Origin of the sequence: Mesorhizobium sp. B2-3-5 (assembly GCF_006442395.1) — a bacterium.
GTDB lineage: Bacteria > Pseudomonadota > Alphaproteobacteria > Rhizobiales > Rhizobiaceae > Mesorhizobium.
The window spans coordinates 21,767-45,885 of record NZ_VFVX01000033.1 but is presented as its reverse complement, the minus strand read 5'-3'; the positions used below and the strand labels follow the sequence as shown (position 1 = coordinate 45,885).

General features: G+C 63.2%; 23 protein-coding genes. 6 read left to right on the top strand and 17 right to left on the bottom strand.

Annotation, left to right across the window (positions count from 1 at the left end; translation table 11 throughout):
- Positions 1-13: 13 nt before the first annotated feature.
- The 3 genes from FJ958_RS26235 to uxuA all read right to left on the bottom strand — a co-directional run bounded on the left by FJ958_RS26235 (position 14) and on the right by uxuA (position 3,309).
- The gene (locus FJ958_RS26235; protein WP_140747252.1) at positions 14-865 is read right to left on the bottom strand and encodes an IclR family transcriptional regulator; all 852 of its coding nucleotides are present in this window, start codon (positions 863-865) and stop codon (positions 14-16) included.
- Complete coding sequence (locus FJ958_RS26230) at positions 865-2,007, bottom strand: extracellular solute-binding protein (protein ID WP_140747250.1); 1,143 nt, start codon at positions 2,005-2,007, stop codon at positions 865-867. The genes FJ958_RS26235 and FJ958_RS26230 overlap by 1 nt, the downstream gene beginning before the upstream one ends.
- A 117-nt stretch (positions 2,008-2,124) precedes the next feature.
- Positions 2,125-3,309 carry a mannonate dehydratase gene (uxuA, locus tag FJ958_RS26225; protein WP_140747247.1) on the bottom strand — a complete coding sequence of 395 codons (1,185 nt, stop codon included), beginning with the start codon at positions 3,307-3,309 and terminating at the stop codon, positions 2,125-2,127.
- A 138-nt stretch (positions 3,310-3,447) separates the two neighbouring features.
- Here uxuA and FJ958_RS26220 point away from each other — a divergent pair, with 138 nt between their 5' ends.
- From FJ958_RS26220 to FJ958_RS26205, 4 genes are read left to right on the top strand one after another with little or no spacing between them, the layout of a single operon-like run.
- Positions 3,448-4,227: a FadR/GntR family transcriptional regulator gene (locus FJ958_RS26220; protein ID WP_140747244.1), complete on the top strand. Its 780-nt coding sequence runs from the start codon at positions 3,448-3,450 to the stop codon at positions 4,225-4,227.
- A complete protein-coding gene (locus FJ958_RS26215; RefSeq protein WP_140747241.1) occupies positions 4,220-5,005 on the top strand; it encodes an SDR family oxidoreductase in 786 nt (261 codons plus the stop codon). The genes FJ958_RS26220 and FJ958_RS26215 overlap by 8 nt, the downstream gene beginning before the upstream one ends.
- A 4-nt stretch (positions 5,006-5,009) precedes the next feature.
- A complete protein-coding gene (locus FJ958_RS26210; protein ID WP_140747238.1) occupies positions 5,010-6,128 on the top strand; it encodes a mannonate dehydratase in 1,119 nt (372 codons plus the stop codon).
- Entirely contained in the window at positions 6,125-6,826 is a 702-nt protein-coding gene (locus FJ958_RS26205; protein ID WP_140747235.1) for an RraA family protein, read from the top strand. Before FJ958_RS26210 ends, FJ958_RS26205 begins: the two co-directional genes overlap by 4 nt.
- 30 nt (positions 6,827-6,856) lie before the next feature.
- Here the strand turns inward: FJ958_RS26205 and FJ958_RS26200 are convergent, their stop codons facing one another.
- Positions 6,857-7,462 carry an alpha-ketoglutarate-dependent dioxygenase AlkB gene (locus tag FJ958_RS26200; RefSeq protein WP_140747232.1) on the bottom strand — a complete coding sequence of 202 codons (606 nt, stop codon included), beginning with the start codon at positions 7,460-7,462 and terminating at the stop codon, positions 6,857-6,859.
- 131 nt (positions 7,463-7,593) lie between these two features.
- Here FJ958_RS26200 and FJ958_RS26195 point away from each other — a divergent pair, with 131 nt between their 5' ends.
- A complete protein-coding gene (locus tag FJ958_RS26195; RefSeq protein ID WP_140747200.1) occupies positions 7,594-7,794 on the top strand; it encodes a KTSC domain-containing protein in 201 nt (66 codons plus the stop codon).
- A 33-nt stretch (positions 7,795-7,827) separates the two neighbouring features.
- Here FJ958_RS26195 and FJ958_RS26190 read toward each other — a convergent pair whose 3' ends face one another.
- From FJ958_RS26190 to cyoA, 8 genes are all read right to left on the bottom strand, one after another.
- Positions 7,828-9,090, bottom strand: a complete 1,263-nt coding sequence (locus FJ958_RS26190; RefSeq protein ID WP_140747197.1) for a DUF763 domain-containing protein — start codon at positions 9,088-9,090, stop codon at positions 7,828-7,830.
- A 136-nt stretch (positions 9,091-9,226) separates the two neighbouring features.
- Positions 9,227-9,763: a response regulator transcription factor gene (locus tag FJ958_RS26185; protein WP_181173317.1), complete on the bottom strand. Its 537-nt coding sequence runs from the start codon at positions 9,761-9,763 to the stop codon at positions 9,227-9,229.
- Complete coding sequence (locus FJ958_RS26180) at positions 9,753-11,105, bottom strand: ATP-binding protein (RefSeq protein WP_140747192.1); 1,353 nt, start codon at positions 11,103-11,105, stop codon at positions 9,753-9,755. The genes FJ958_RS26185 and FJ958_RS26180 overlap by 11 nt, the downstream gene beginning before the upstream one ends.
- Positions 11,102-11,920: an SURF1 family protein gene (locus FJ958_RS26175; RefSeq protein ID WP_140747189.1), complete on the bottom strand. Its 819-nt coding sequence runs from the start codon at positions 11,918-11,920 to the stop codon at positions 11,102-11,104. Before FJ958_RS26175 ends, FJ958_RS26180 begins: the two co-directional genes overlap by 4 nt.
- Entirely contained in the window at positions 11,917-12,294 is a 378-nt protein-coding gene (cyoD, locus tag FJ958_RS26170) for a cytochrome o ubiquinol oxidase subunit IV (protein WP_140747186.1), read from the bottom strand. Before cyoD ends, FJ958_RS26175 begins: the two co-directional genes overlap by 4 nt.
- The gene (gene cyoC, locus FJ958_RS26165) at positions 12,291-12,917 is read right to left on the bottom strand and encodes a cytochrome o ubiquinol oxidase subunit III (protein ID WP_140747183.1); all 627 of its coding nucleotides are present in this window, start codon (positions 12,915-12,917) and stop codon (positions 12,291-12,293) included. Before cyoC ends, cyoD begins: the two co-directional genes overlap by 4 nt.
- A 2-nt stretch (positions 12,918-12,919) precedes the next feature.
- Positions 12,920-14,923, bottom strand: a complete 2,004-nt coding sequence (cyoB, locus tag FJ958_RS26160) for a cytochrome o ubiquinol oxidase subunit I (protein WP_140747180.1) — start codon at positions 14,921-14,923, stop codon at positions 12,920-12,922.
- Between the two features lie 10 nt (positions 14,924-14,933).
- Entirely contained in the window at positions 14,934-16,112 is a 1,179-nt protein-coding gene (gene cyoA / locus FJ958_RS26155; RefSeq protein ID WP_140747177.1) for a ubiquinol oxidase subunit II, read from the bottom strand.
- 202 nt (positions 16,113-16,314) lie between these two features.
- On the opposite strand from cyoA, the gene FJ958_RS26150 reads away from it, so the two are divergent.
- Complete coding sequence (locus tag FJ958_RS26150; protein ID WP_140747174.1) at positions 16,315-17,637, top strand: MFS transporter; 1,323 nt, start codon at positions 16,315-16,317, stop codon at positions 17,635-17,637.
- A gap of 30 nt (positions 17,638-17,667) precedes the next feature.
- Here the strand turns inward: FJ958_RS26150 and fghA are convergent, their stop codons facing one another.
- The 5 genes from fghA to FJ958_RS26125 form a co-directional block, all read right to left on the bottom strand.
- Positions 17,668-18,510, bottom strand: coding sequence for an S-formylglutathione hydrolase (fghA, locus tag FJ958_RS26145; protein ID WP_140747311.1), 843 nt, complete (start codon positions 18,508-18,510; stop codon positions 17,668-17,670).
- 171 nt (positions 18,511-18,681) lie between these two features.
- Positions 18,682-20,211: an ABC transporter permease subunit gene (locus tag FJ958_RS26140; RefSeq protein WP_210243480.1), complete on the bottom strand. Its 1,530-nt coding sequence runs from the start codon at positions 20,209-20,211 to the stop codon at positions 18,682-18,684.
- Positions 20,208-21,242 (bottom strand): betaine/proline/choline family ABC transporter ATP-binding protein, encoded by a 1,035-nt coding sequence (locus tag FJ958_RS26135; RefSeq protein ID WP_140747305.1) that lies wholly within the window; start codon positions 21,240-21,242, stop codon positions 20,208-20,210. Before FJ958_RS26135 ends, FJ958_RS26140 begins: the two co-directional genes overlap by 4 nt.
- Positions 21,243-21,339: 97 nt before the next feature.
- On the bottom strand, positions 21,340-22,305 hold the full coding sequence (locus FJ958_RS26130; protein WP_181176523.1) for a glycine betaine ABC transporter substrate-binding protein: 966 nt from the start codon (positions 22,303-22,305) through the stop codon (positions 21,340-21,342).
- A 243-nt stretch (positions 22,306-22,548) separates the two neighbouring features.
- Positions 22,549-24,111 carry a trimethylamine methyltransferase family protein gene (locus FJ958_RS26125; protein WP_140747168.1) on the bottom strand — a complete coding sequence of 521 codons (1,563 nt, stop codon included), beginning with the start codon at positions 24,109-24,111 and terminating at the stop codon, positions 22,549-22,551.
- Positions 24,112-24,119 lie beyond the last annotated feature (8 nt).

The following is a 24,119-nucleotide window of genomic DNA, read 5'->3' as shown; positions in this document are numbered from 1 at the left end:
TTTATCGCTTTTGTTAATCGCTGAACGGGTAGTCCCGCCGTTCCGGGTCGGCACGTAAGGAAGAGGTGGATTCGCCCCAGCCGAGCGCCGCCGATATCTTTTCGGCGGCGGCCCGGGTGCGCTCGAAGACGGTATCGCGGTCGAACCGCGCCGCCTTCTGCGGCAGCAGCGGAACGGTGAGCGCGGCAATGACGGCGCCGGTGTGGTCGCGCACCGGCATCGAGATGTTGGTGCAGGCTTCGACCGCCAGCGAGGCACGCATCTCGTAACCGAGCCTGGCAACCTCGTTCAGCCGCGCTTCGATTTCGGCCCGGCTGCCCTGGCCTTCGCCGGCGGCCACGATGCGCTCGACGATGCGGTCGCGCTCGGCGCGGTTCGAATGGGCAAGCAGCACGGCACCCGAGCTGGTTTCGAGGATCGGAAAATGCGACCCCAACGCCACCGAATAGCGCATGGGCAGCGGTGAATCGATCTGCAGAACCACCAGCGCATTCTGGCCTTCGCGCACCACGAGGTGGCAGCTCTGGTCGGCATTGGCGGTCAATTCGCGCATCACCGGCAGCGCGCATTCGACAAGCCGGTTCACCGGCGGATGCATGTGCGCCAGTTCGAACAGCTTCAGCGAGAGCCGGAAGCGGTCCGATTGCATGCGGAAGATGTAGCCGCGCTTCTCCAAGAGAAGCAGAATGCGGTAAATCTCGTGGATGGAGCGGCCAAGGCCGGTCGCGATCTCGGTCTGGGTCAGCGTTTCGGCGCTGGTCGCCATGAACTCCAGAACGTCGAGCGCTTTCTCCACCGCCGGCACGCGATAGCCATTGCGGCCGCTTTCGCTGTCGTCCAGGGTCTCGGCAACGCTGGCGGCCATTAGGCGATGCTCCGTTCCGGTTGCCTGGTTTCGCGGTAGAGGCGATTGACGTGGTCCGCGAGTTCGGCCGCCGATAGATCGCCGTCTATCGCTGCGGCCGCATGCGGCGCGCATTCGCGGAAGAAGGTGATGAAACCCGGATGCGTCGGACGCAGATAGGAGGAGCTGATCGTCCGCAGCGTGGAGGAGAAGAAATCACCGGAGAGACCGTTGACCCCAGCGTCCTTCCAGGCAGCCAACGATCCGGGCTGTCCGCCCGCCTTCACGTAGTCGCCCCGCTGGTATTCGGGCGAGCACAGGAACAGCGCGTAGTCGATCGCGGCCTGCTTGTGCTTCGACTGGGCGCTGACGCCGATACCGGCACCACCGAGCAAGGCGCCGGCGGCGTGCGGGGTCGGCACGTCGGCAAAGCGCAGATACGGCCTGTCGATTTTCGAGGCGTAGTTCACATAGCCGAATGCGAACGGCACATAGACCACATCGTCATGCGCGATCATGTGATCGTAGCAGCGGATCGGGTTCCATTTCGATGAGTTCGGATGCGACAGCGCCGCAAGCTCCCGCAATTGCCCGATCGCCTGCTCGACCCTTTCCCTGGCAATGAATTGCTGGCCCTTCTCCTGTGGGCTGCCAAGCGTCAGAAGCATGCACATGGCATCCGTCGGTACGAACGGCAGGCCGAGCCACTTGCCGTCCTTGCGCGCGCGCTGGCCGAGTTCGACCACCTCTTCATGCGTGCGCGGCACCGGTCCGTAGCGCTCCAGAAGATCAGGACGGTAGGAGGCGACCTGGCAAGCGGCGTCGATCGGCAGCGCCCACTGGCGCCCGTTCTTTTCGTAAGAGCGCCAGGACGCACCGACTGAATCGTTTTCGAAGAAGCGGATTTGCTCGGCCGACAAATAGGCATCGAACGGCACCATCAGTTCGTCCTGCGCGATGTCGCCGATGAAAGGGTGGTCGAACACGACCAGGTCATAGGTGCCTAGCACCGGGCCGAGGGCACCCTCGCCGAACTCATAGAGGCTGCGGCGGTCCCACTCGATTTCCAGGCCAGGATTGCCAGCGCGATAGGGCGCGACGCTGGCGTCCAGCGGACCCCAGCAACGTCGATGATCCCACGCAAGACCACGCAGTCTTGTCATTTCAGGCAATTCCTCCCTGGAACCGGGCATCTCCACCCGGCCCGCTTTAGTAGCAGGTATTTTCACATGGACAAGTAACTTTTACATATGCAAACAGCCACTCGCCTACCGGGGGCTTCACGCCAGTTCGAACCGCTCCACAGCGCGCATGATGCCGCGCAGTTCGGCGAGGCCTTTGAGCCGGCCGATCAGCGAGTATCCTGGATTGATCTTTTCCTTGCCGATGTCGTCGGCCAGCAGATGGCCGTGGTCCGGCCGCATTGGAATGCGCCAGTCCGCACGGCCTTCCTTCCGCCGGCGCGCCTCTTCCTGCATCAAAGCGAGGATGACGTGCGCCATGTCGGTGCCACCCTCGAGATGCTCGGCCTCGTGGAACGAGCCGTCCTCCTCGATGGTGATGTTGCGCAGATGCACGAAATGGATGCGGTCGGCGAATTCCTTGATCATGGCGACAATGTCGTTGTCGGCACGCGTGCCGTAGGAGCCGGTGCAGAAGGTCAGCCCATTGGCCGAGCTGTCGACGGCATTGAGGATGAAACGCGCATCCTCAGCAGTCGAAACGACGCGCGGCAGGCCATAGAGCGAGAATGGCGGATCGTCAGGATGGATGCACATGCGCACCCCCTCGTCTTCGGCCGCCGGAATGATCTCGCGCAGGAACCAGGCAAGGTTGTCGCGCAACTCCTTCGGCCCGATCGCATCGTATTCCGCCAAGGCCTCGCGAAAACTGTCCCTGTTATAGCTGCGCTCGGTCGCCGGCAGGCCGGCGATAAGGTTGCGCTCGATCTGGTCGATCCGCTCTGGCGTCAGCACCTTCAGCCGCTTCTCGGCCTCGGCAATGCGCGCCGGCGTATAGCTGGCGGCGCCATTCTTGCGCTGCAGCACGAAAAGATCGTAGGCGGCGAAGTCGATAGCGTCGAAGCGCAGCGCGTAGCCCGTCGTCGGCAGGCGATACATCAGGTCGGTGCGGGTCCAGTCCACCACCGGCATAAAATTGTAGCAGATCGTCTTGATGCCGGCCTTGGCGAGCGCGCGTATGCTGTCGCGATAATAGCCGGCATAGCGCTCGCGTTCGGGCGCGCCGATCTTGAATGAATTGTGGACCGGGATGCTCTCGACGACCGACCATGTCAGGCCGGCTGCCTCGATGATCCGCTTGCGCTCGAGCACTTCGGCCTCAGGCCAGGCCCTGCCGTCGTAGATGTGGTGAAGGGCTGAAACCACACCGGTGGCGCCAGCCTGCTTGACATGTTCAAGCGTCACCGGATCATCCGGACCATACCAGCGCCAACACTGTTCCATGAAGCCTCCTAATCGTCAGATGATGCAAACCATATTGTTGGACCACAACTCTGTCAACAGCACCTTTTTGCAACCCTGCAGTTGATTTCCTTCCAATCAAACTCTAATCTGGTCCAACAAATAACAAGGAGGTAGCCGTTGGAACAGGCTGGGCACGATCTGGCGGAAGATGCCGGCGTCAGCAGCTCTGCCGTCGACCAGACGGTGCGGCAGATCCTCGACCTCATTCGCAACCGCGCCATGTCCGTTGGCGACGTCCTGCCTACCGAGCGGGAACTCGGCGAATTGTTCGGCGCCAGCCGCAACACGATACGCGAGGCGCTGCGCACCATCCGCACCTACGGGCTGATCGATCCCAAGCCGCGTGTCGGCGCGGTGCTGGCCGATCGCCAGAATGTCGCGATCCAGAATTTTTTCGCCGCGCAGATGGACATCTCCAAGACGTCGTTCAACGACATCCAGGGATTTCGCCGCATTATCGAGGTGAGCATCGGCGACCACATCATTCTCAACGCCAGCGTCGCCGAACTCGGCGCCCTGGATGAGGTCAACGGCCTGATAGAAACCGCCAAGGATGTCCAGGAAGCCGCGCAGCGCGATTTCGATTTCCACATGGCGCTGATGAAGCTCGCCGGCAACCGCATGCTGGTGCAGACGTACCAGTTCCTATCGCCCGTCATCCAGCACATCATGACCGTCGGCAAATCGATCCGCCCGGTGCTCGGTGAAACACGCCGTGCCCATGGCGAGATTATCGCCGCGCTGCGCGCACGCGACCGCATCGCCTACAGCTACCTGATGAGCCGGCATCTCGATTTCGGCTTGCGCTTCGTCCCGGACGATCTCGAAAATGCCCGCGCCGCTCCGATGGTGCCGTCGCCAGACATGTCATCTTCCAAGGATTTGCCCCATGCTTGATTTTGAGAACAAGGTTGCGCTGGTGACCGGCACGACCGGCATCGCGCTCGCCACCGCAAGGCGCCTGGCCCAAGGGGGTGCTGCGATCATCGCCTGCGGCATCGACCGGACAGCCAACACCGCCATGCAGGAAAGCCTCGCCAAGGCCGGAGCCAAGGCGCTGGTGCAGACCGTGGATGTTTCCGTCTCCGACCAGGTTCGCGATGCGGTCGCGGCCGGTGTCGCGAAGTTCGGCGGCATCGACATCATCGTCAATTCCGCCGCGGTCCATCCCTACGGAACCGCGACGACGACCGACTGGGAAACCTGGAACCGGGCGATGACGGTCAATGTCGGCTCGATCTATCTGACCGCGCATTTCGGCATCCCGGAAATGGTCAAGCGCGGCGGCGGCGCCATCGTCAACGTCGCTTCGGTGCAGGGCTTCGCCTGTCAGCAGAACGTCGCCGCCTATGCGACGACCAAAGGCGCCATCCACACGCTGACACGTTCGCTGGCGCTCGACTACGCGGCTTCAGGCGTCCGGGTCAATTCGGTGAGCCCGGGTTCGATCCGCACGCCGATCCTCGAGAAAGCCGCGCGCGGCGACAATGGCAGCGATGCCGATGTCGAAGAGGCCTACAGGCGCTTCGGCGCGGCCCATCCGCTCGGCCGCATCGGCGAACCGGAAGAGGTGGCGGAGCTCATCGCTTTCCTGTGCTCGTCCAAGGCCGGCTTCTGCACCGGCGCGGACTACAAGATCGACGGCGGCCTGACCGCCGGTATCGGTGTGAAGTAGAAACATGAAGATCGGTCTTGGCCTTTACCGGGAGTCGCTGACCCCGGACAATTTCCGTTTCGCGCGGCAGGCGGGCGCGTCTCACATCGTTGCCCACCTCACCAATTACTTTCGCGGCCGCGACCCTTCGCTGTCAGCCGGCAGCGAGAAAGAAGGCTGGGGTGACTGCTCCACCGATGAACTTTGGAGCTACGAGGATTTCGCCGGCCTGGTGAAGACGGTGCGCGGGAATGGGCTGGAAATCGCGGCGATCGAGAATTTCTCGCCGCGCTTCTGGTCCGACGTGCTGCTCGGCGGACCCGACAGGGTAAAGCAGATCGAAGGGTTGAAGCGCCTTGTCCGCGATGCCGGGCGCGCCGGCATTCCCTGCATCGGCTATAATTTTTCCATTGCCGGTGTCTGGGGCTGGTCGCGGGGACCGTTCGCACGCGGCGAGGCAATGTCGGTGGGGCTCGACCTCTCGGCCATCGACCCCGATCTACCCCTTCCCGACGGTGTGGTCTGGAACATGCGCTACCGCGCCGGACGGCCGGATTCCGAACCGGTGAAAGTCACCAGCGGCGAGCTTTGGCAGCGGCTTGACACCTTCCTGCGCGAGATCGTGCCGGTGGCCGAGGAGGCCGGCGTCGTGATGGCGGCGCATCCCGACGATCCGCCGGCCGAGGCGCTGCGTGGCGCGGCGCGGCTCGTCAACCGGCCGGAGAAATACGACCGGCTGATGGACATCGTCGATTCACCGTCCAACGGGCTCGAACTCTGCCTCGGCTCGCTGCAGGAGATGCCAGGCGCCGACGACATATACGAACATGTCCGCCGCTTCGCGCAGCGCAAGCGTATCGGCTACATCCACTTCCGTAACGTGCGCGGCAAGGTGCCCAGATACCACGAGACCTTTGTCGACGACGGCGACATCGACATGGCCGAGATCGTGCGCATCCTGCGCGACGAGGGCTATGACGGCGTGATGATTCCCGACCATACGCCGGAAATGTCCTGCGACGCGCCCTGGCATGCCGGAAAGGCTTTTGCCCTCGGCTACATGCGCGCGCTGGTCCAGAACGCCGCATCGCTCGGGCCCTCCCGCACCATCCAATCAACCAGCGCCCGGAGGCAAGCCTCATGACCACATCCACCCGCCTCTATGCAGACGACGCTGAAATGTACCGTCTGTTTGAGAAGGAGCTCTTTGTCGCGGTCGTCGGAGACGTGATGGACACGCTTGGGCTGCAGCATCAGTTCCTGCCGCCCGTGTTCAAGCCTGTCGACGAGAAGACGCGGCTGCTCGGCCGGGCCATGCCGGTGCTGGAAACCGATATTTTTCCGTCAAGTGAGCCGACGCGCAATCCGCTGATGACCGAGCCGTTCGGGCTGATGTTCGAGGCACTTGACGATTTGAAGCCCGGCGAGATCTACGTCGCCAGCGGCGCCTCGCCCCGCTACGCGCTGTGGGGCGAATTGATGTCGACGCGAGCGAAAATCCTCGGCGCGCATGGCGCGCTGGTCGACGGTTTTGCCCGCGACACGGACGGCATCAAGGCGCTGGGTTTCCCTTGCTTCTGCACCGGCTACTACGCGCAGGACCAAGGCGTGCGCGGCAAGGTCGTCGATTATCGCTGCGCAGTCGAAATCGGCGGCGTGCGGATCGAACCGGGGACACTGCTGTTTGGCGACAAGGAAGGTGTCCTCGTCGTTCCACGGCAAACCGAGGAAGAGGTGGTGCGGCTGGCCCTGGAAAAGGTGCGCGGCGAAAAGCTCGTCGCCAGGGCGATCCGCGAGGGCATGAGCGCGGTGGAGGCGTACAGGACCTTCGGCATCATGTGATTTCCGATGGAGCCCTGATGCTCAGCTGTTTCACGCCCTCAATGTCCGCAAGGTGATCGAATAGCGATGCTCGGCAAGCGGTGGGATGCTGTGCTCCCATTCGGTGCGCGAAGGGCCTGTCATGAGATAGGCTGACCTCGGCTCGACCAAAATGGTCCGGCGGTCCCACCCGTCACTGTTCTTTCGACGAAGCCGGAAGCTGCAGGGCGCCAGCAGCGAGACGCCAGCCACATCTTCGAAATGCGGCTTGTCGCGATGCCAGCCGATGCCGGCACCAGGCCGGTATTCATTGATCAGCACCTGCGCGAAGGCCTCGGCAGGCCGGCGCGCAAAGGCCGCGACCTTCTCGCGCAAAGGCAGCAGAAAATCGGGGATCGGCGGCGCCTCGACGACTTCGCGCCGATCGTAATCGTAGCGCAGGCCGAACCCGACGACGCGCCGGTTTGCGAGATGGCCATGGAAATCGAACGCCTGGAAAGGCAGTTCTTCCAGATGCTGGACGAGCTGTGTCTCTTCCTGCGCGGTGATCAATCCGGCCTGGTAGGCGAACCCCTCCGGCAGATCCGAGGTATCGCCAAAGAGATCGTGCTGGAGTGCGACGTTGCGGGCGGTGGCTTTCGATTTGAGCGGCGACATCCCGCCTAGATGGTGAGGAGCGTACCCCAAGGCAATATCGGCACCCGCTCCAGACGTGACACAGATTATGGCTGCACGGAACCAGACGTTGCCCTGGCGGATTTATCCGGCTGAGCAGTCAGGTTGCCAAGATGCCGTCGACAGCGATCCAAAACACACAATACGATCCCGCGACCAGGATCCTCTCCGTCTGGTTCGTGCCGACCGGCTATCGTTACGACTACATGGACGTTCCCCTCGCGACCTATACCGCTTTCAGGAAGTCCTCCTCGAAGGGCCGCTTCTTCAACGAATACATCCGGGATAATTATACGTATCGTCGCGTGGCATGACCCGACGCGTATGCGTTCGGCACCACTTCCCTGTCATGTCTTCTTGTCCAGTTCGGCAGGCGGATTATCCGGCGCTGCCTCCCAGCCAAATACACTGCGGCCGCCAAGCAGATGCGACTGGTCGAATTCGCCGGCGACAATCTCCTTCAGGCTGGGACCGGTGACATACCGCTCGACCTGCCGAGCCTGATCGTCGAGCCGCCTCAACGCGCCGATTTCCTCCTCGCGGCCAAGCTTGGCCTTGTGCACGGCCGACTTCAGCACGCCGATCGTCTCGTCATAGACCTTGAGCGGAACGGGAAACGGGTGCCTGTCCTTGCCGCCATGCGCGAGCGAGAAACGGCCGGGATCGGAAAAACGGCACGGCGCGCCATGCACCACCTCGGCGACGAGCGCCAGCGCGCGCACCGTGCGCGCACCCACGCCTGGCACGAGGAGAAGTTCGGAAAAATCCGCCGGGCCGCGTTCGGCGGCCGCCGCCATGTTTCCATGCAGGCGACGCATGACGACATCGCTTTCGCGAACGTCATGGTGAGCCGGCATGACCAGATGCGGCAGCAGCGGCTGTTCCGGAGCCGGCAGAGTGCCCGAATTCAGGGCAGCGAACTCCCGCAGGATGCGATCCGGGCCGAGGTCATGAAGCAGATCCAGTTGGCCCAGACGCGAGGCCTCGGCACGATGGTCGGTCAGGTTGACGATCTCGCCCTGGTTGGCGCCCTCGATGGCGGCGTGCGGCTGATCGACGAAACTCTCCAGACCTTCGGAGAGCCAATGGTAGCGGCGTGCCACCTTGCTGTCGCCGTTCATGCCTTGCTGCACCACCACCCAGTCGCCGTCGTCGGTGACGATGAAGCCGTGCAGATAAAGATCGAAACCATCCTGGACCGCGGCGCTGTCCACCTTGGCGACAAGCCGGCTGGCGGTAGCCAGGCGCGCGCCGTCGAAGCCGATGCGCTCGCCGATCGCGGCAAGTTCATGCGGGGTCTTGCGCGAATGCGCGCCACGGCCGCCGCAGACGTGGATGCCGAGTTCGCCAGACAGCGGCGTGAGGCCGCGTTTCAAGGCGCCGACGACGCTGGTCGTGATGCCGGAGGAGTGCCAGTCCATGCCCATGACGGCGCCGAAGGACTGGAACCAGAACGGATGCGCCAGCCGCCGCAGCAATTCGTTGCGGCCATAATGATGGATGATTGCCTCGCACATCACGGCGCCAAGACGCGTCATGCGGTCGCCCAGCCATTTCGGCACGCGTCCGCCGTGAAGTGGAAGATCAGCACTGCCCGATCGCTGCGCCACGCCTGTTGCCCGTTCCGGTGTCTGTCCGGACAGATAAGTCTCCCGGGCGGTTCAGGGAAGCCCGGAATGGGCCTATCCCCGGTGGCCGATGAGAGTCTAGCCGGTTTTCAGCCCGCCGCGAGCCGAACCCGTCCGGCTATCTCACCACGCGTTTCTCGAGCTTGCGGGCCAAAGTGCGCCGGTGCAGGCCAAGCCGGCGCGCGGTTTCGGAGATGTTGAAACCGGTCTCGACGAGCGTTTCGTGGATGCGCTCCCATTCGAGATTCTTGATCGAGGTGGGACGGCTGCTCAGCGAAACCGAAACGTCGCCTTCGGCCCGGCCGAAGGCGGCTTCAATGTCATCGGTATTGGCGGGCTTCGCCAGGTAATGGCATGCGCCGAGCTTGATCGCCTCGACCGCCGTGGCGATGCTGGCGAAGCCGGTCAGCACGACGATCCTCATCGAAGCATCACGGGCGCTCAGGAGCTTGACGCACTCCAGCCCGGAGCCGCCGGCTCCCAGCTTGAGATCGACGACGGCGTAGGCCGGAACAGCCGTTTCGAGGGCGCGAGCCAAGTCTTCCCTGCCGTGGCAGACCATGACGTCGTAGTCGCGCTTTTCGAAGGAGCGCTTCAGCGTTTTCGCGAAGGTCGCGTCGTCCTCGACGATAAACAGGGATCGATCAGCCTTCATGATCATCTCCATCGGTCAGCGCCGCAAGCGGCAGCGAAAGGGTGACACAAGCCCCCTGCTCCATGTTGCGCGCCGAAAAGTCGCCTCCCAGCTTTCGAACCACATTCATCACCAGGAAAAGACCAAGGCCACCGCCCGGCCGTCCCTTGCTCGACATATAGGGCTGGCCGAGCGCCGCCAGAATACCCTCGTCGAAACCAGGCCCGCGGTCGCGCACGGTAATCACCAGTTTCTCGCCCTGCCGCTCGGCGGTGACGCCGACCCAATCCTGCGATGCCTCCTGGGCGTTGTCGAACACGTTGAAGATGACCTGCTTCAGCGCCGTGTCGGACACGATCTGCTCGTCGGGTTCGAAATCGTTCCTGTAATCAAGGTTGAGCGGCTGGCGGCTGACACGCCATTCCTGGACAAGATCGTCGAGGAAATGGCGGATGCTGGTGCGGATCGTGCCCTCGCCCCTTGCTTGCCCCGAAGACATGAGAATGCCCGACACGATGCTTTTGCAGCGCTCGATCTGCGCCTGCATTTCGGCCAGGTCGCCGGCCAGCTCGCGGTTGCGGGTGACGCTTCGCATCTGGCGCCAGTCGGAGAGGATAACGGAGATGGTCGAAAGCGGCGTGCCCAGCTCATGCGCGGCACCCGAGGCCAGCAGGCCCATGCGCACGATGTGGTCCTCCTCGGCCGAGCGCTGGCGCAGATCGGCGAGATAGGCATCGCGTTCACGCAAATTACGGTTGATGCGCGTCATGAAGATGACGATCAGTCCCGCTGCCAGCACGAAGCAGATGAACATGCCGCGAATATGCAGGGCCAGCAGGTCACTGCCGCCATGATGCGGGATCGCGATCGGCAGGAACTGGAAGGTGAGGAAGACGAAGCAGGCGGAGGCGGCCACCACCAGGATCCAGGTGGACCACGGTGTCAGCAGAGCGGCGCCGAGGGTGATCTGCAGCAGGTAGAGCGACACGAACGGATTCGAGGCGCCGCCGCTCAGGTAAAGCTGGATCGTCAATGCCGCCATGTCGAAGATCAGCGCGACGAACAGCTGTGCGTTGCTGATCGGCCGCTGGCCACGCAAGACCAGGAGGCTGAAGATGTTCAGCCCGATCAGGAAAAGCACGACGCCGGCCATCTCCGGCAAGGGCAGCGGGATGGCGAACCAGTATTCCGTCACCAAAATGGTAAGCACCTGACCCGCCACCGCCAACCAGCGCAGCTGGATGAGCAGGAACAGGTTCTTCCTGTTCGCCGCATCGGGATTGGCGGCCGCACCACCCTTGCCGGCAATGGACGCCGCCGCGAAGGACTTGTCGTTGCGAAGTGCTTGCGTCGGGATGCTCATCTTGCCGGCCCTTGCCGGGAGCGGCGGCCGATCATCGGCGCGCCCAGGGCTGCGGCGAGCATCGCAGCGAGCGTGAACCAGGTCAAAGCATAGACCAAATGGCTGTTGCGGAAATTAACGACGGTCAAACCGCCGCGCGGCCAGTTGTCCATGTCGGACGCTTCCGCATCGACGAAATAGGGGGCGACATCCGTCAGGCCGCGCACGGCTGCGATGGCGGCAACGTCCCGCGAGTACCAGCGATTGTCCGCGGCATCGTTCTTGCGCAGGAAGCCGCCGCCGGGTTCGCTCATGCGCAACAGCCCGTCAATGACGGCCGGCGCGGTGAAACCACTACTCTCCCGCTCGAATTCGGCCTTGCGCTCCTGCGGAATGAAGCCGCGGTTGACCAGCACGACGAAGCCGTGGTCGGTCCGCATCGGCGTCAGCACCCAGTATCCGCCGCCAAGCTCCGTCACCGCCTGCACCAGCGTGTTGGCGCCACTCAGAAAGCGTCCGGCCAGTCGCACATGGCTGTATTCGGACCCCGCCGCGGTCAAGCCGTTCCAACTGACCGGGCCAGGCGCATCGACGACGGGAGCATGGATACGTTGATCGACGCGGGCGATCAGGTCAAGTTTCCAGACGCGCCTTTCCAGCTGCCAAATGCCAAGCCCGACAAACACCAGCACACCGAGGATCCCGAGCAGCAGGAGGAAGAGACGCGACGCGGGCGATCTGCCGGCGTCCTTGCGTGACGCGGTGCGCAGACGGATGCCGGCTTGGCCGTCCCGTGCCTCGATAGTGGTCCTCCCCGCGCCCGGCGGCGGGCTCATGGCATCTCGTGCATGTCGTGAAGCCCCGGCATCATGTTCGCGTTGAGGTGGTACATCACCCAGAGCGAGCCGGTCAGCACGATGACGACCAGGATCAGCGTGAAGATCAGCGCCAGCATCGACCATCCGCCCTCCGAGGCGGTGTTCATGTGCAGGAAAAAGACCATGTGGACCACGATCTGCACCGCCGCGAAGACCATGACCACGATGGCCGTGGCCTGCCTGTTGTCGATGGCGCCGGTCATGACCAGCCAGAACGGGATGGCGGTCAGGATCACCGACAGGACGAATCCGGTCAGGTAGCTTTTCAGCGTTCCGTGCGCCGCGCCGCCATGCGCGGGGCCGTGATCGGCGGCGTGATCGTGAGCGTTCATCGCAACATCCCCATCAGATAGACGAAGGTGAAGACGCCGATCCAGACGACGTCGAGGAAGTGCCAGAACATGCTGAGGCACATCAGGCGGCGGCGGTTCGCCTCGATGAGGCCAAATCTCGCGACCTGCACCATCAGCGTCACCAGCCAGACCGTGCCGAAGGTGACATGCAGGCCGTGCGTTCCCACCAGGGTGAAGAAGGACGACAGAAAGGCGCTGCGCTGCGGCATGGCACCCTCATGGATCATGTGGGCGAATTCGTAGAGCTCGATCGACAGGAAGGCCAAGCCGAACAGGCCGGTCACAGCGAGCCAGGCCTGTGTCGCGGCCACGCGGCCCTTGTCCATGGTCAGCATGGCAAAGCCATAGGTGATCGAGGAGAAGAGCAGCATGGCGGTGTTGACCGCCACCAGATCGAGGTCGAACAGGTCCTTGGGCGCGGGACCGGCCGCGTAGTTGCCGCCGAGCACGCCATAGGCCGCGAACAGCATCGCGAAGATCAGACAATCGCTCATCAGGTAGAGCCAGAAGCCAAGCATGGTGCTGCTGCCTTCGGCATGCGCATGCTCTTCTTCCAGATGAAAGACCGGCTCGGTGTCGGCCGTGATTGTCCTCGATAGCATGCTCAAACCCTGGACTGAGCGGCGAGAAGCGTCGTCCTCGCCTCTTCCGTTTGCGTGACCTCGGCCGCCGGAATGTGGAAGTCGCGGTGATAGTTGAAGGTGTGGCCGATCGCGGTGGCGATCAGACAGACGAAGCTCAGCGCCGCCAGCCACCAGATGTACCAGATCATGCCGAAGCCGAGCGCGACGCTGAAGGCCGCCAGGATGATGCCGGTGCCAGTGTTATCAGGCATATGGATCGGCCTGAAGCCGGAAAGCGGGCGCCGATAGCCGGCCTTCTTCATGTCCCACCAGGCATCGTTGTCGCGGATGACCGGCGAGAAAGCGAAGTTGTAGGCCGGCGGCGGCGAGGAGGTGGACCATTCGAGCGTGCGACCGCCCCACGGATCGCCGGTGACATCGACGAATTCGGCACGCCTGCGAATCGAGACGAAGATCTGGATCAGGAAAGCGCCGATGCCGAAGGCGATCAGCACCGCGCCGAAGGCGGCGATCACGAACCAGATCTGCAGCGAAGGATCGTCGAAGACGCGCATGCGGCGCGTCACGCCCATCAGGCCCAGGATGTAAAGCGGCATGAAGGCGAACCAGAAGCCGACCACCCAGCACCAGAACGAGACCTTCCCCCAGAATGGATCGAGCTTGAATCCGAAGGCCTTGGGCCACCAGTAGGCAATGCCGGCGAAAAGGCCGAACAGCACGCCGCCGATGATGACGTTGTGGAAGTGCGCGATCAGGAACAGGCTGTTGTGCAGCACGAAGTCCGCCGGCGGCACCGCCAGCAGCACGCCGGTCATGCCGCCGACGACGAAGGTGAGCATGAAGGCCACCGTCCACATCATCGGCAGTTCGAAGCGGATGCGGCCGCGATACATCGTGAACAGCCAGTTGAATATCTTCGCCCCGGTCGGGATCGAGATGATCATCGTGGTGATGCCGAAGAAGGAATTGACGCTGGCGCCGGAGCCCATGGTGAAGAAGTGATGCAGCCAGACGAGATACGACAGGATGGTGATGACCACCGTGGCGTAGACCATCGAGGTGTAGCCGAACAGGCGCTTGCCGGAGAAGGTCGAGGTGACCTCGGAAAAGACGCCGAACAGCGGCAGGATGAGGATGTAGACTTCCGGGTGACCCCATATCCAGATGAGGTTCACATACATCATCGGGTTGCCGCCGAAGTCGTTGGTGAAGAAGTTGGTGCCGACATAGCGGTCGAGCGACAGCATCGCGAGCACCGCCGTCAGCACCGGGAAGGACGCCACGATCAGCACGTTGGTGCAAAGCGACGTCCAGGTGAAGATAGGCATGCGCATCATCGTCATGCCAGGCGCGCGCATCTTGATGATCGTGCAGATCAGGTTGATGCCCGACAGCGTCGTGCCGACGCCCGCCACCTGCAGCGCCCAGATGTAATAGTCGACGCCGACGTCAGGACTGTAGCCGATGCCGGAGAGCGGCGGATAGGCGAGCCAGCCGGTGCGGGCGAATTCACCGACGAACAGCGACGCCATGACCAGGATGGCGCCGCCGACCGTCATCCAGAAGCTGAAATTGTTGAGGAAGGGGAAGGAGACGTCACGTGCGCCGATCTGCAGCGGCACGACGAAATTCATCAGCCCGGTGACGAAGGGCATCGCCACGAAGAAGATCATGATCACGCCATGGGCGGTGAATATCTGGTCGTAGTGATGCGAATTGAGATATCCCTCGGAGCCGTTGAAGGCGATGGCCTGCTGGAGCCGCATCATGATGGCGTCCGAGAAGCCGCGCAGCAGCATGATCAGGCCGAGCACGATGTACATGATGCCGATCTTCTTGTGGTCGACGCTGGTGAACCACTCGCGCCACAGATAGGCCCACAGCTTGAAATAGGTGATCGCGCCGAGAAGGGCGATGCCGCCGAGCGCGACCGCGACGAAGGTGGCGACGACGATCGGCTCGTGCAGGGGCAGCGATTCCCAGGTGAGACGGCCGAAGATGAACTTGGTCAGCGAGTCGGGCATCGGCTATTTCTCACAGTTCGCGCCGCAGCAGGCCGAGCGGCGGCGTATCCGCCTCGGCGCGACGGCTCTCGGTCCCGGGCCGCAGCAGCCCCGCCCCGCGAAGCGGGGAGAGATCCTTCGCCGGCCAGTCCGTCGGCGTGGCATCGGCGGCGTGCCCCGCCGCGGCAGCCTCCTCCGCCGTGCAGATGCTGGCGACGTAGGACGGGTCGTTGCCAAATATCGCGCCGCGCCGGGCGAGCTTGTCATATTGCAGCGGCAGCGTGTTGCGGACGCCCGCGAGACCAAGGCCACCCTTGGCATCGATCGACATCATCTCATTCATGCACATCTTGCCGCGCTCGACGCACAAATTGAGGATGGCGCCATAAAGGTCGGAAGCGACGGAAGCGTAGTGGCGGACCGGTTCGTTCTCGCTCGGCTTTTCGAGTTCGAGATAGCTGTCGCGGTTGAGCGCCGCCGACGCGGTCTTGGCCTGTGCCACCCACTGGTCGAAAGCCTGGTCGGACAGGCCGTGGAAAGCGAAGCGCATCCCCGAAAAGCCGGCGCCGCTGTAGTTGGCCGAGAAGCCGCTATAGGTGCCCGGCTGGTTGATGACGGCGTGCAGCTTCGTCTCCATGCCGGGCATGGCATAGATCTGTCCGGCAAGTACCGGAATATAAAAGGAATTCATCACCGCCGACGAGGTGATGCGGAAGTCGATCGGCTGGTTGACCGGCGCCGCCAGTTCGTTGACGGAGGCGATGCCATAATCCGGATAGATGAAGAGCCATTTCCAGTCGAGCGCCACGACCTCGACCCTGAGAGGCTTGTGCAGTTGGGTAACGGGCTGGCCGGACTCGATCCGGTCGATCCGCCGGTATGGGTCGAGCAGGTGCGTGCCGAGCCAGGTCAGCGCGCCAAGGCATATGATGATGAGCAGAGGGGCGGCCCAGATCACCAGTTCCAGCTTCGTCGAATGATCCCAGTCCGGCGTGTAGGTCGCCGAGGCGTTGGATTGCCGGTAGCGCCAGGCGAAAAAGACAGTCAGCGCCATGACCGGCACGATGATGACCAGCATCAGCAGGGTCGAGACCACGAGCAGGTCGCGCTGCTGGGCCGCGACGTCGCCCGCGGGCGCCAGCACGACCAGATCGCAGCCGCTCAACAGCCCGGCCAGGGGAAACAGAAGCAAGGCTCCAAATCGTTTCATCAAACGCTGCCCTCGATGGACCGCGGCAGCCGTTCATGCTGCAGCACGGTATCGATAAGGGGCTACCGCTGGCGGCGGCGCGGTGACATTGGACAATTTGTCCAATGCCCAGCCGGGGTGGCTTTGGCACAGTGTGCAGCGCACAATGGGATCCCGGGAATTAGGTCCCTGACACCTCATTCCACTCAGTGACGACGGACAAATGGCTCAGACTTCGAGTGCCGAAACGAACAGCGGGCTGATCGGCTCGGATCATGGCCAGGTCAGCGCGGGCGATATCGCGGTCGGCGTGATCGTGGGCAGGACGTCGGAATTCTTCGACTTCTTCGTCTATGCGATCGCCTCCGTCATCGTGTTTCCCAAGCTTATGTTTCCGGCGCACGATCCGCTCGTCGGCACACTCTACTCCTTCTGCATCTTCGCGCTGGCCTTCGTCGCGCGCCCATTCGGCTCCGTGCTGTTCATGGCGGTCGATCGCGCCCATGGCCGCGGCGCGAAACTGACGATCGCGCTGTTCCTGCTCGGCACGTCGACCGTCGCCATCGCGTTTCTGCCTGGCTATGGCGACATTGGTGCTGTCGCCGTCTGGCTGCTGGCGCTGGCCCGCATCGGACAGGGGCTGGCGCTTGGCGGTACATGGGACGGGCTGCCCTCGCTGCTGGCGCTGAACGCGCCGCGGAACCGGCGCGGCTTCTATGCCATGATCCCGCAACTGGGCGCGCCGATCGGCCTCATCGTGGCGAGTTCCCTTTTCGCCTTCTTCGTCGCCAACCTGTCGGCCGACGACTTCTTCTCGTGGGGCTGGCGCTATCCCTTCTTCGTCGCCTTCGCCATCAATGTCGTGGCTCTGTTCGCCAGGCTGCGCATCGTCGTCACACCCGAATTCGCAAGATTGTACGAGAGCGGGGACCTGCAGCCGACCCGCATCAGGGACACGATCAGGGCCGAAGGCCGCAACGTCGTCGTCGGCGCCTTCGCACCCCTGGCGAGTTTCGCCCTGTTCCACATGGTGACGGTGTTTCCGCTCTCCTGGGTGTTCCTGTTCACCAATGAGGGACCGGCGCGTTTCCTGGTGATCGAGGCGGTGAGCGCACTGTTCGGCATTGCGGCCATCGTCGCATCGGGTCCGCTGGCCGACCGCGTCGGACGGCGCGCGCTGCTCGGCGGCTCGGCGATCGCAATCGCGACATTCAGCGGTTTTGCCCCGCAGCTTCTCGATGGCGGCACCATCGGCGAGGCCTTGTTCATGGTGCTGGGCTTCATCCTCCTGGGGCTGAGTTTCGGGCAATCGTCCGGCGTTGTCGCATCGAGCTTTTCCCGACAGTACCGCTATACCGGCTCTGCAATAACCTCTGACTTGGCATGGATGTTCGGCGCCGGCTTCGCGCCGCTCGCAGCCCTGCTGTTGGCCGGCAATTTCGGCCTCATCGCCGCCGGTGCCTATTTGCTCTCAGGCGCGGGCTGCACATTGCTTGCCCTGTGGATCGACGGCGGGCGCCCAGTCGCGGGCCGTCGAGGCGACTGACCAGGCGCGACGACGGACGCTGGTCCCGGATCAGAGCCTTTGCGCATGCCACTTCAGATGGTCGTCCATGAACGTCGAAATGAAGAAATAAGAGTGATCATAGCCGTCCTGCATGCGCAGCGTCAGGGGAATGCCGGCCTTGGCGCAGGCTGCTTCCAGGAGCCACGGCCTCAGCCCATCATTGAGAAATCCGTCCGACTTCCCTTGATCGACGAGGAACTCCGGGAAGCGGTGGCCGTCCTCGATGAGCGAGGTGGCATCCCAGTTCCGCCATGACGCCTCGTCCGCGCCGAGATATTTCTCGAAGGCCGGCCTCGACCAGCCGGCGGTGCTTGGCTGCACGATCGGCGCAAACGCCGAGCAGCTCTTGAAGCGCTCGGGATTTTTGAGCGCGATCGTCAGCGCGCCATGCCCGCCCATCGAGTGGCCAAGGATCGCCTGGCGCGTCATGTCGGCCGGAAATTCCCGCGCGATCAACGCCGGCAGCTCCTCGGTCACATAGGAATACATGCGATAGTTCCTGGCGTAGGGCGCTTGCGTCGCATCGACGTAGAAGCCGGCGCCGCTGCCGAACTGCCAATTCTCCTTCTCGTCGGGAATATCGGCGCCGCGGGGACTGGTGTCGGGACAGACGACGATCAGGCCAAGCTCGGCGGCCATCCGCCTGTACTCGCCCTTGTCCATTACATTGGCATGGGTGCAAGTCAGGCCGGAGAGGTACCATACGACCGGACAAGGTTTTTCACGGGCCTGCGGCGGCACGAAAACGGCAAAAATCATGTCGCAGGAGCAGGCATCGGAAGCGTGGGAATAGACGCCCTGCTCGCCGCCATGCGACCTGGCAGAGGAGATGGTCTTCATCCGGTCCGACATGTGGTTCTTCTCCGCCTTTGGATTGTTCACGGGCGCCTGTCTAAGGCATTGACCGGGATCACGGCAAGGCTGGTGGATTGGACCATGACCGGCGGCACGGGCATTTTTTGGCGCCGCCGGTGTTGCGATCTTGCATGTCCTGAAGCGGCCGCAAAGCGAGGGGGCCGGAGGCTACCGGCTGGGCCTTCCCTGCACGATCCGATCGATGATCATGGCGCAGAGCAAAATCGCGAAACCCGCCAGCAGCCCCTGCCCCACCGCCGCATATTGAAGGGCGTTCAAGACGTCCTCGCCAAGTCCCTTGGCACCGATCAGCGAGGCGATGACGACCATGGACAGGCACATCAATATGGTCTGGTTGATGCCGGCCATGATCGAGGGCATCGCAAGCGGCAGATCCACCCGCGTCAGCAGAAACCACCTTGTGGCGCCATAGGCCTGCGCGGCTTCGCGGACGGCCGGCGGCACACCTTGCAGGCCAAGCGCCGTCAAACGTACCACGGGCGGCGTGCCGAAGATCAAGGTGGCGATCACGCCGGGGGGTTTGCCGATGCCGAACAAAGCGATCACTGGGATGAGATAGACGAAAGCGGGCATGGTCTGCATGAAGTCCAGCACCGGCCGCAATGCCGTGTAGACACGCGGCCTGCGCCCACACCAGATGCCGAGCGGAATGCCGATGGCCAGGCAGAGGACCGCTGCGGTGCCCAGCAAGGCCACTGTCTCCAGGCTTTTTTCCCAGAAGCCGAGGACGGCGAGATAGGCCAGCGCGGCGGCGGTGAAGATGGCGACGCGCGGCCCCGCCAATTGCCAGGCAAGGACGAGGATGATCGCCATCGTCACCGGCCAGGGCATTCCCGTCAGCGCATAGGCCAGGCCGTCGAGAACCAGGGATATCGCCCCGGTGACCACGCCGAACACGCCTTCTCCGCTATGCGATATCGCCGCCATCAAGCCATCCAGTCCGGAGGACAGGGCGACCTGCCAGTCACGATTGGACGGCGCGACGGTGAGCCAGGCGGCCGGTGCCGCGATGGCGAAGCGATAGATTGAAAGCCCGTAGGCGAGGAGACAGAAGACGAGCGCTCCCGTGGCGAGCGGATAATCGAGCCCGTGCCGCAGCGTGGGCTGCGAACGCCATCGCGCGAACCGCCGCTCAAGCATCCTGTTGGCGAGAAATCCGGTGATGAGCTTGGCAACAAACAGCGTGAGGAGACCCGCTCCGATCAACAGCGGCACTTTCGCCCTCGCCGTTTCGACCTGCTGCCTGGCGGCGCTCGCGGCCTTCTCCAAGGCCGCGGCAGACGATTTCAGGCCTTCGGCATTGTCGGCTCCCGCCGCCGTCGCGGCCTTTGCCTGCTCGGCGCGCGCTTCGGCCTGCTTGGTGAGCCGTTCGGCCCGCGCCATCTCCGCACCGCCCAGATTTCCGGCAGCGCCAACACCGATCTGAACCACCGCCAGCATCTCGAGGAAGAAGGCGATCCAGAACAGCACCATTGTGCCACGGGCGGCCGCCCACACCGGACCCAGCAGCGCCGCCGCGATGTTGAACGGCCAGACGGCATTTCGCGCGTCCCTGATGCGGGCGAACATCTCGACGTAGTAGGCCGAATTCTGGACCACGAATTCCCGGACAAGACCTTCTTCCGACGACCGGTCGTGCCCGACCATCGGCTTGGCTACCGGATCATGAGCGTTCACGGTCGTGCGCCCTTTCTCAAACCCTCGAGGAGAGCTTGCCTGTCGACGATGCCGACAATCCCGCCGCCATCGGTTACCGCCAGTGGAGCGGCATCCTGGGCGGCGAGTTCGACAAGCTCGGCCAGCGGCTGCTGCGAGGCGACCTTGCGCAACCGATCGATATCCAGCATTGAGCGATCCCGTGCCCTGAAGCTCTCGACGGGTTCCATGATGCGCCGCGCGGTGATGACCGTCAGGCGCGAAATGTCGGCGACGAACTTTGCCACATATTCGTGCTTCGGCGCGGTGACGATCTCCTCGGGCGTGTCGATCTGGATGATGACGCCATCCTTCATGATCGCGATGCGGTCGCCGATGCGGATCGCCTCGTCGAGATCATGCGTGATGAAGACGACCGTCTTGCCTATCGATCGTGACAGGGCGAGGAATTCGTCTTGAAGCTGCCGCCTTATCAGCGGGTCAAGCGCGCTGAACGGCTCGTCCATCAAGAGGATCGCCGAATCCGCGGCCAGCGCCCGGGCCAGTCCGACGCGCTGCTGCATGCCGCCCGAAAGCTCGTGGCAATAGCGATCGCCCCAGCCGGACAGGTTGACCTTGGCGAGCGCTGCCTCGGCGACATCGAAGCGACGCTGCTTGCTTGCCGCCTGGATTTCCAGCGGCAGGGCGACATTGTCGCGAACCGTCCGGTGTGGAAGCAGGCCGAAGCTTTGAAACACCATGCCGATCTTGCGGGACCGCAGCGCCCTGAGTTCGGACGGCGTCTTGGCCATGATGTCCTCGCCGTCGACGAAAATCTTGCCGGCCGACGGTTCGAGAAGACGGTTGATATGGCGGATCAGCGTCGATTTCCCGCTGCCCGAAAGCCCCATGACGCAGAATATCTCCCCCGGAGCGACCGAAATGCTGACGTCGGCCACGCCGACCACGCAGCCGAAGCGCTTGACCACCTCGTCCTTGTCGAGGTGCTCGCGCAGGATAGCCGTCATCGCCTCCGGCGCGCGGGCGCCGAAGACTTTCCAGACATCGTTCATGACAATGGCGGCGGGACCGGCGGCGGCGTCCACGTCTATCGATCCCGCTCGGCGGCGAACAGGTGATGCAGGCTGTAAACCGTACGCCGGCCGACCGTCAGTGGCCGAACCACTTCGCCACGTCCTGAGGATGGGCCTTGATCCATTCCTTGGCCACATCGTCCGCCGGTTTCTTGTCGACGATGATTGCATATGCCCATTTGCTGATGTCGTCCGGGTTGAAGGTTATGCGCTCCAGCGCCGCGGTCAGGTCCGGCTGGCGTTGCGCAAGCGAGGCAGCATAGGCAACGTGCACGGTTGTGTCAGCATAGGCGGATGAGACTTTCGACTTTTCAAACCATTGCGGGTCGTCGTTGGGCTGCACGACGACAAATTTCGCCGGATCGTTTTTCGGCTCGGTCAGGAAGGCGAGCTTGTAGCGGGCGAAATTCTGGTGCGGGCTGTAGCAGTAGCCGACCCATGGCTTGTCGGCCTTGGCAGCGCGGTCGAGCGAAGCTGCCGCCACCGCTTCGTCGGTCACCTGCAGGTCGAAGAAATCGGCAAAGCCATAGTCGCGGGCACGAACCTTCTCGATGTTGGTGGATTGCCAGCCTGACGCGCCGATCCAGATTTCGCCCTTGCCGTCACCATTGGTGTCGAAAAGCTTGGCATTGTCCGGATTGGCGAGATCCGAGACATCCTTGATGCCATATTTGTCGACAGTGACCTGGGTGACGCAGTAGCCCTGCTTGGCCTCATAGCCGTTTTGCGCGAGCTTCACGGTGCCGGCGCCCTTCACATATTTGTCGACGAGGCCCTGCTGGTTCGGCAGCCAGACATCCGGCCAGATATCCACCTCGCCCTTGTTACGGCTCATCGCCTCCCAGATCACCGGGACGGCGGTGGTGGTCACCGTCGAAACCTCCAGCCCCAATTCCAGTTGGGCGGCGTCCTTGATGACGTTCATGACCGCTGTCGCGGTGGCGTAGTTCGGATCGGGCATCGTCACGTCCGCGGCGAGCGCCGAAGACACAGGCATCAGCAACAGAGCGCCGAATGCCGTTTCGAGTAGGTAGCGTTTCATGATGTTCCCCATTGCGCTGATTTCGTTCAGTCTATCCATCAGGTTAGCGGAACGCGCAGCCAATCCATCCCAAATTTCCTCGCATTAGGAAAAACGATGAGCCGCATAAGGTCATCACCTCGCAGCCGCATGCTCCTGACTGGATGGCACCAGATCAGGATGACGTTTCGCCATCCTGATCTGTCTCTTTGTTGGAGCATGATCTTTCCCGAAAACCGGTTCCCACTTTTTGGGGATCATGCTCTAGAAATACGCCTGATCCGGCTCGCTGGCCTTGCGGCCCGCAATGAATGCCTGCAGCGCCTCGTCGATGGCCGGATCGAGGCCCGGATCCTGATACTCATCGAGCAGCCGTTTCCACTGCCGGTTGGCGCGCTGGGCGGCGTCGAGGCGCCCGTCCTCGTTCCACTGTTCGAAGGAGTTGTTGTCGCTGCTGGTGGATCGGTAGAAAGCCGACAGGAAGTTGGACTGCGTGTGCGCGCTGCCGAGGAAATGCGATCCCGGTCCGACCGCTTCGATCGCCTCCATCGCCTGTGCGTTGGCCGATAGATCGATGCCCTCGAACAGGCTGGCGACCTTGCCGCAAAGATCGGCGTCGATGACCGTCTTTTCGAAGCCGGTGACCAGTCCGCCTTCCAGCCAGCCCGTGGCGTGGTTGATCACATTGGCGCCGGCAAACATCGACATCAGGATCCCCCATGTCGCCTCCTGTTCGGCCTGGGCGTCGGGAAGCTTGGACGCCGACAGCGAGCCGACAGTGTGGAACGGCACGCCGACACGGCGCGCCAGTTGCCCGCACGCCAGCACCATCTTGCCTGCTTCCGGCGTGCCGAAGGTCGGCGCACCGCTCTGCATCGAGATGGTGCTGGCAAAGCTTCCCATCAGGCAGGGCGCTCCCGGGTTGATCAGTTGCACAAGGCTGAGACAAGCGAGCGCCTCCGCCAGCACCTGCGCCAGTGTGCCGGCGACCGTGCACGGGCTCATCGCGCCGGCCAGAGTCCAGGGCGTGCAGGCAACCGGCTGGTTGTTGCGGGCATAGACCTTCAGCGAGCCGGACATGTTGGCGTCGAGCACCAGCGGCGCATTGGTGTTGGACACGTTGTAGAGCACGGCGTTGTTGGCGACGAACTCTTCGCCGAAGACGATCTTAGCCATGTCGACAGCGTCCTGTGCGCGCTTCGAACCGATGAAGGCACCCATGAATGGCCGGTCGGAATGGCGGATGTGCGTGTACAGCATGTCGAGATGTCGCTTGTTGGCCGGCAGGTCGACAGGCTCGCACACCACGCCGCCCGAATGATGCAGGTGCGGGATCATCTGATGGATTTTCACCAGGTCGCGGAAATCGCCGATCGTGGCATAGCGACGGCCACGGTCGAGGTCGTGGACGAAGGGCGGTCCCCAGGACGGGCACAGCACGGTGTTGTCGCCGCCGATCATGACCGTGTTGGCGGGGTTGCGGGCATGCTGCCTGAATTGGGAAGGGGCCGTGGCACGGATGATCTTGCGGCACATGCCCGGTTCGAAGCGCACCCTCGTGCCCTGCACGTCGGCGCCGGCCTCCCGGAAGATGTCGAGGATTTCGGGGTCGTCATGGAACTCCATGCCGATCTCCTTGAGCAGCCGGTCGGCATTGGCCTCGATCAGGCTCAGCCCTTCCTCGTCGAGGATGTTGAAGGTGCCGATCCTGCGGCTGATATAGGGACGGCGCGGCGCCTGCTGCGCCATGCGCTGGCCCTGCCTTCCGGCCCTGCCTCCGGTTCGGGGTGCGTGAGCTTCGGTGGTGATCGTCGCGTCCGTGTTCATCTTTTTCT

What these genes read in the sequence shown, in the direction of transcription:
- FJ958_RS26235 (WP_140747252.1), bottom strand. Translation starts at nt 865, where the DNA reads ATGGCCGCCAGCGTTGCCGAGACCCTGGACGACAGCGAAAGCGGCCGC.
- FJ958_RS26230 (WP_140747250.1), bottom strand. Translation starts at nt 2,007, where the DNA reads ATGACAAGACTGCGTGGTCTTGCGTGGGATCATCGACGTTGCTGGGGT.
- uxuA (WP_140747247.1), bottom strand. Translation starts at nt 3,309, where the DNA reads ATGGAACAGTGTTGGCGCTGGTATGGTCCGGATGATCCGGTGACGCTT.
- FJ958_RS26215 (WP_140747241.1), top strand. Translation starts at nt 4,220, where the DNA reads ATGCTTGATTTTGAGAACAAGGTTGCGCTGGTGACCGGCACGACCGGC.
- FJ958_RS26210 (WP_140747238.1), top strand. Translation starts at nt 5,010, where the DNA reads ATGAAGATCGGTCTTGGCCTTTACCGGGAGTCGCTGACCCCGGACAAT.
- FJ958_RS26205 (WP_140747235.1), top strand. Translation starts at nt 6,125, where the DNA reads ATGACCACATCCACCCGCCTCTATGCAGACGACGCTGAAATGTACCGT.
- FJ958_RS26200 (WP_140747232.1), bottom strand. Translation starts at nt 7,462, where the DNA reads ATGTCGCCGCTCAAATCGAAAGCCACCGCCCGCAACGTCGCACTCCAG.
- FJ958_RS26195 (WP_140747200.1), top strand. Translation starts at nt 7,594, where the DNA reads ATGCCGTCGACAGCGATCCAAAACACACAATACGATCCCGCGACCAGG.
- FJ958_RS26185 (WP_181173317.1), bottom strand. Translation starts at nt 9,763, where the DNA reads ATGAAGGCTGATCGATCCCTGTTTATCGTCGAGGACGACGCGACCTTC.
- FJ958_RS26180 (WP_140747192.1), bottom strand. Translation starts at nt 11,105, where the DNA reads ATGAGCATCCCGACGCAAGCACTTCGCAACGACAAGTCCTTCGCGGCG.
- FJ958_RS26175 (WP_140747189.1), bottom strand. Translation starts at nt 11,920, where the DNA reads ATGAGCCCGCCGCCGGGCGCGGGGAGGACCACTATCGAGGCACGGGAC.
- cyoD (WP_140747186.1), bottom strand. Translation starts at nt 12,294, where the DNA reads ATGAACGCTCACGATCACGCCGCCGATCACGGCCCCGCGCATGGCGGC.
- cyoC (WP_140747183.1), bottom strand. Translation starts at nt 12,917, where the DNA reads ATGCTATCGAGGACAATCACGGCCGACACCGAGCCGGTCTTTCATCTG.
- cyoB (WP_140747180.1), bottom strand. Translation starts at nt 14,923, where the DNA reads ATGCCCGACTCGCTGACCAAGTTCATCTTCGGCCGTCTCACCTGGGAA.
- cyoA (WP_140747177.1), bottom strand. Translation starts at nt 16,112, where the DNA reads ATGAAACGATTTGGAGCCTTGCTTCTGTTTCCCCTGGCCGGGCTGTTG.
- FJ958_RS26150 (WP_140747174.1), top strand. Translation starts at nt 16,315, where the DNA reads ATGGCTCAGACTTCGAGTGCCGAAACGAACAGCGGGCTGATCGGCTCG.
- fghA (WP_140747311.1), bottom strand. Translation starts at nt 18,510, where the DNA reads ATGTCGGACCGGATGAAGACCATCTCCTCTGCCAGGTCGCATGGCGGC.
- FJ958_RS26135 (WP_140747305.1), bottom strand. Translation starts at nt 21,242, where the DNA reads ATGAACGATGTCTGGAAAGTCTTCGGCGCCCGCGCGCCGGAGGCGATG.
- FJ958_RS26130 (WP_181176523.1), bottom strand. Translation starts at nt 22,305, where the DNA reads ATGAAACGCTACCTACTCGAAACGGCATTCGGCGCTCTGTTGCTGATG.
- FJ958_RS26125 (WP_140747168.1), bottom strand. Translation starts at nt 24,111, where the DNA reads ATGAACACGGACGCGACGATCACCACCGAAGCTCACGCACCCCGAACC.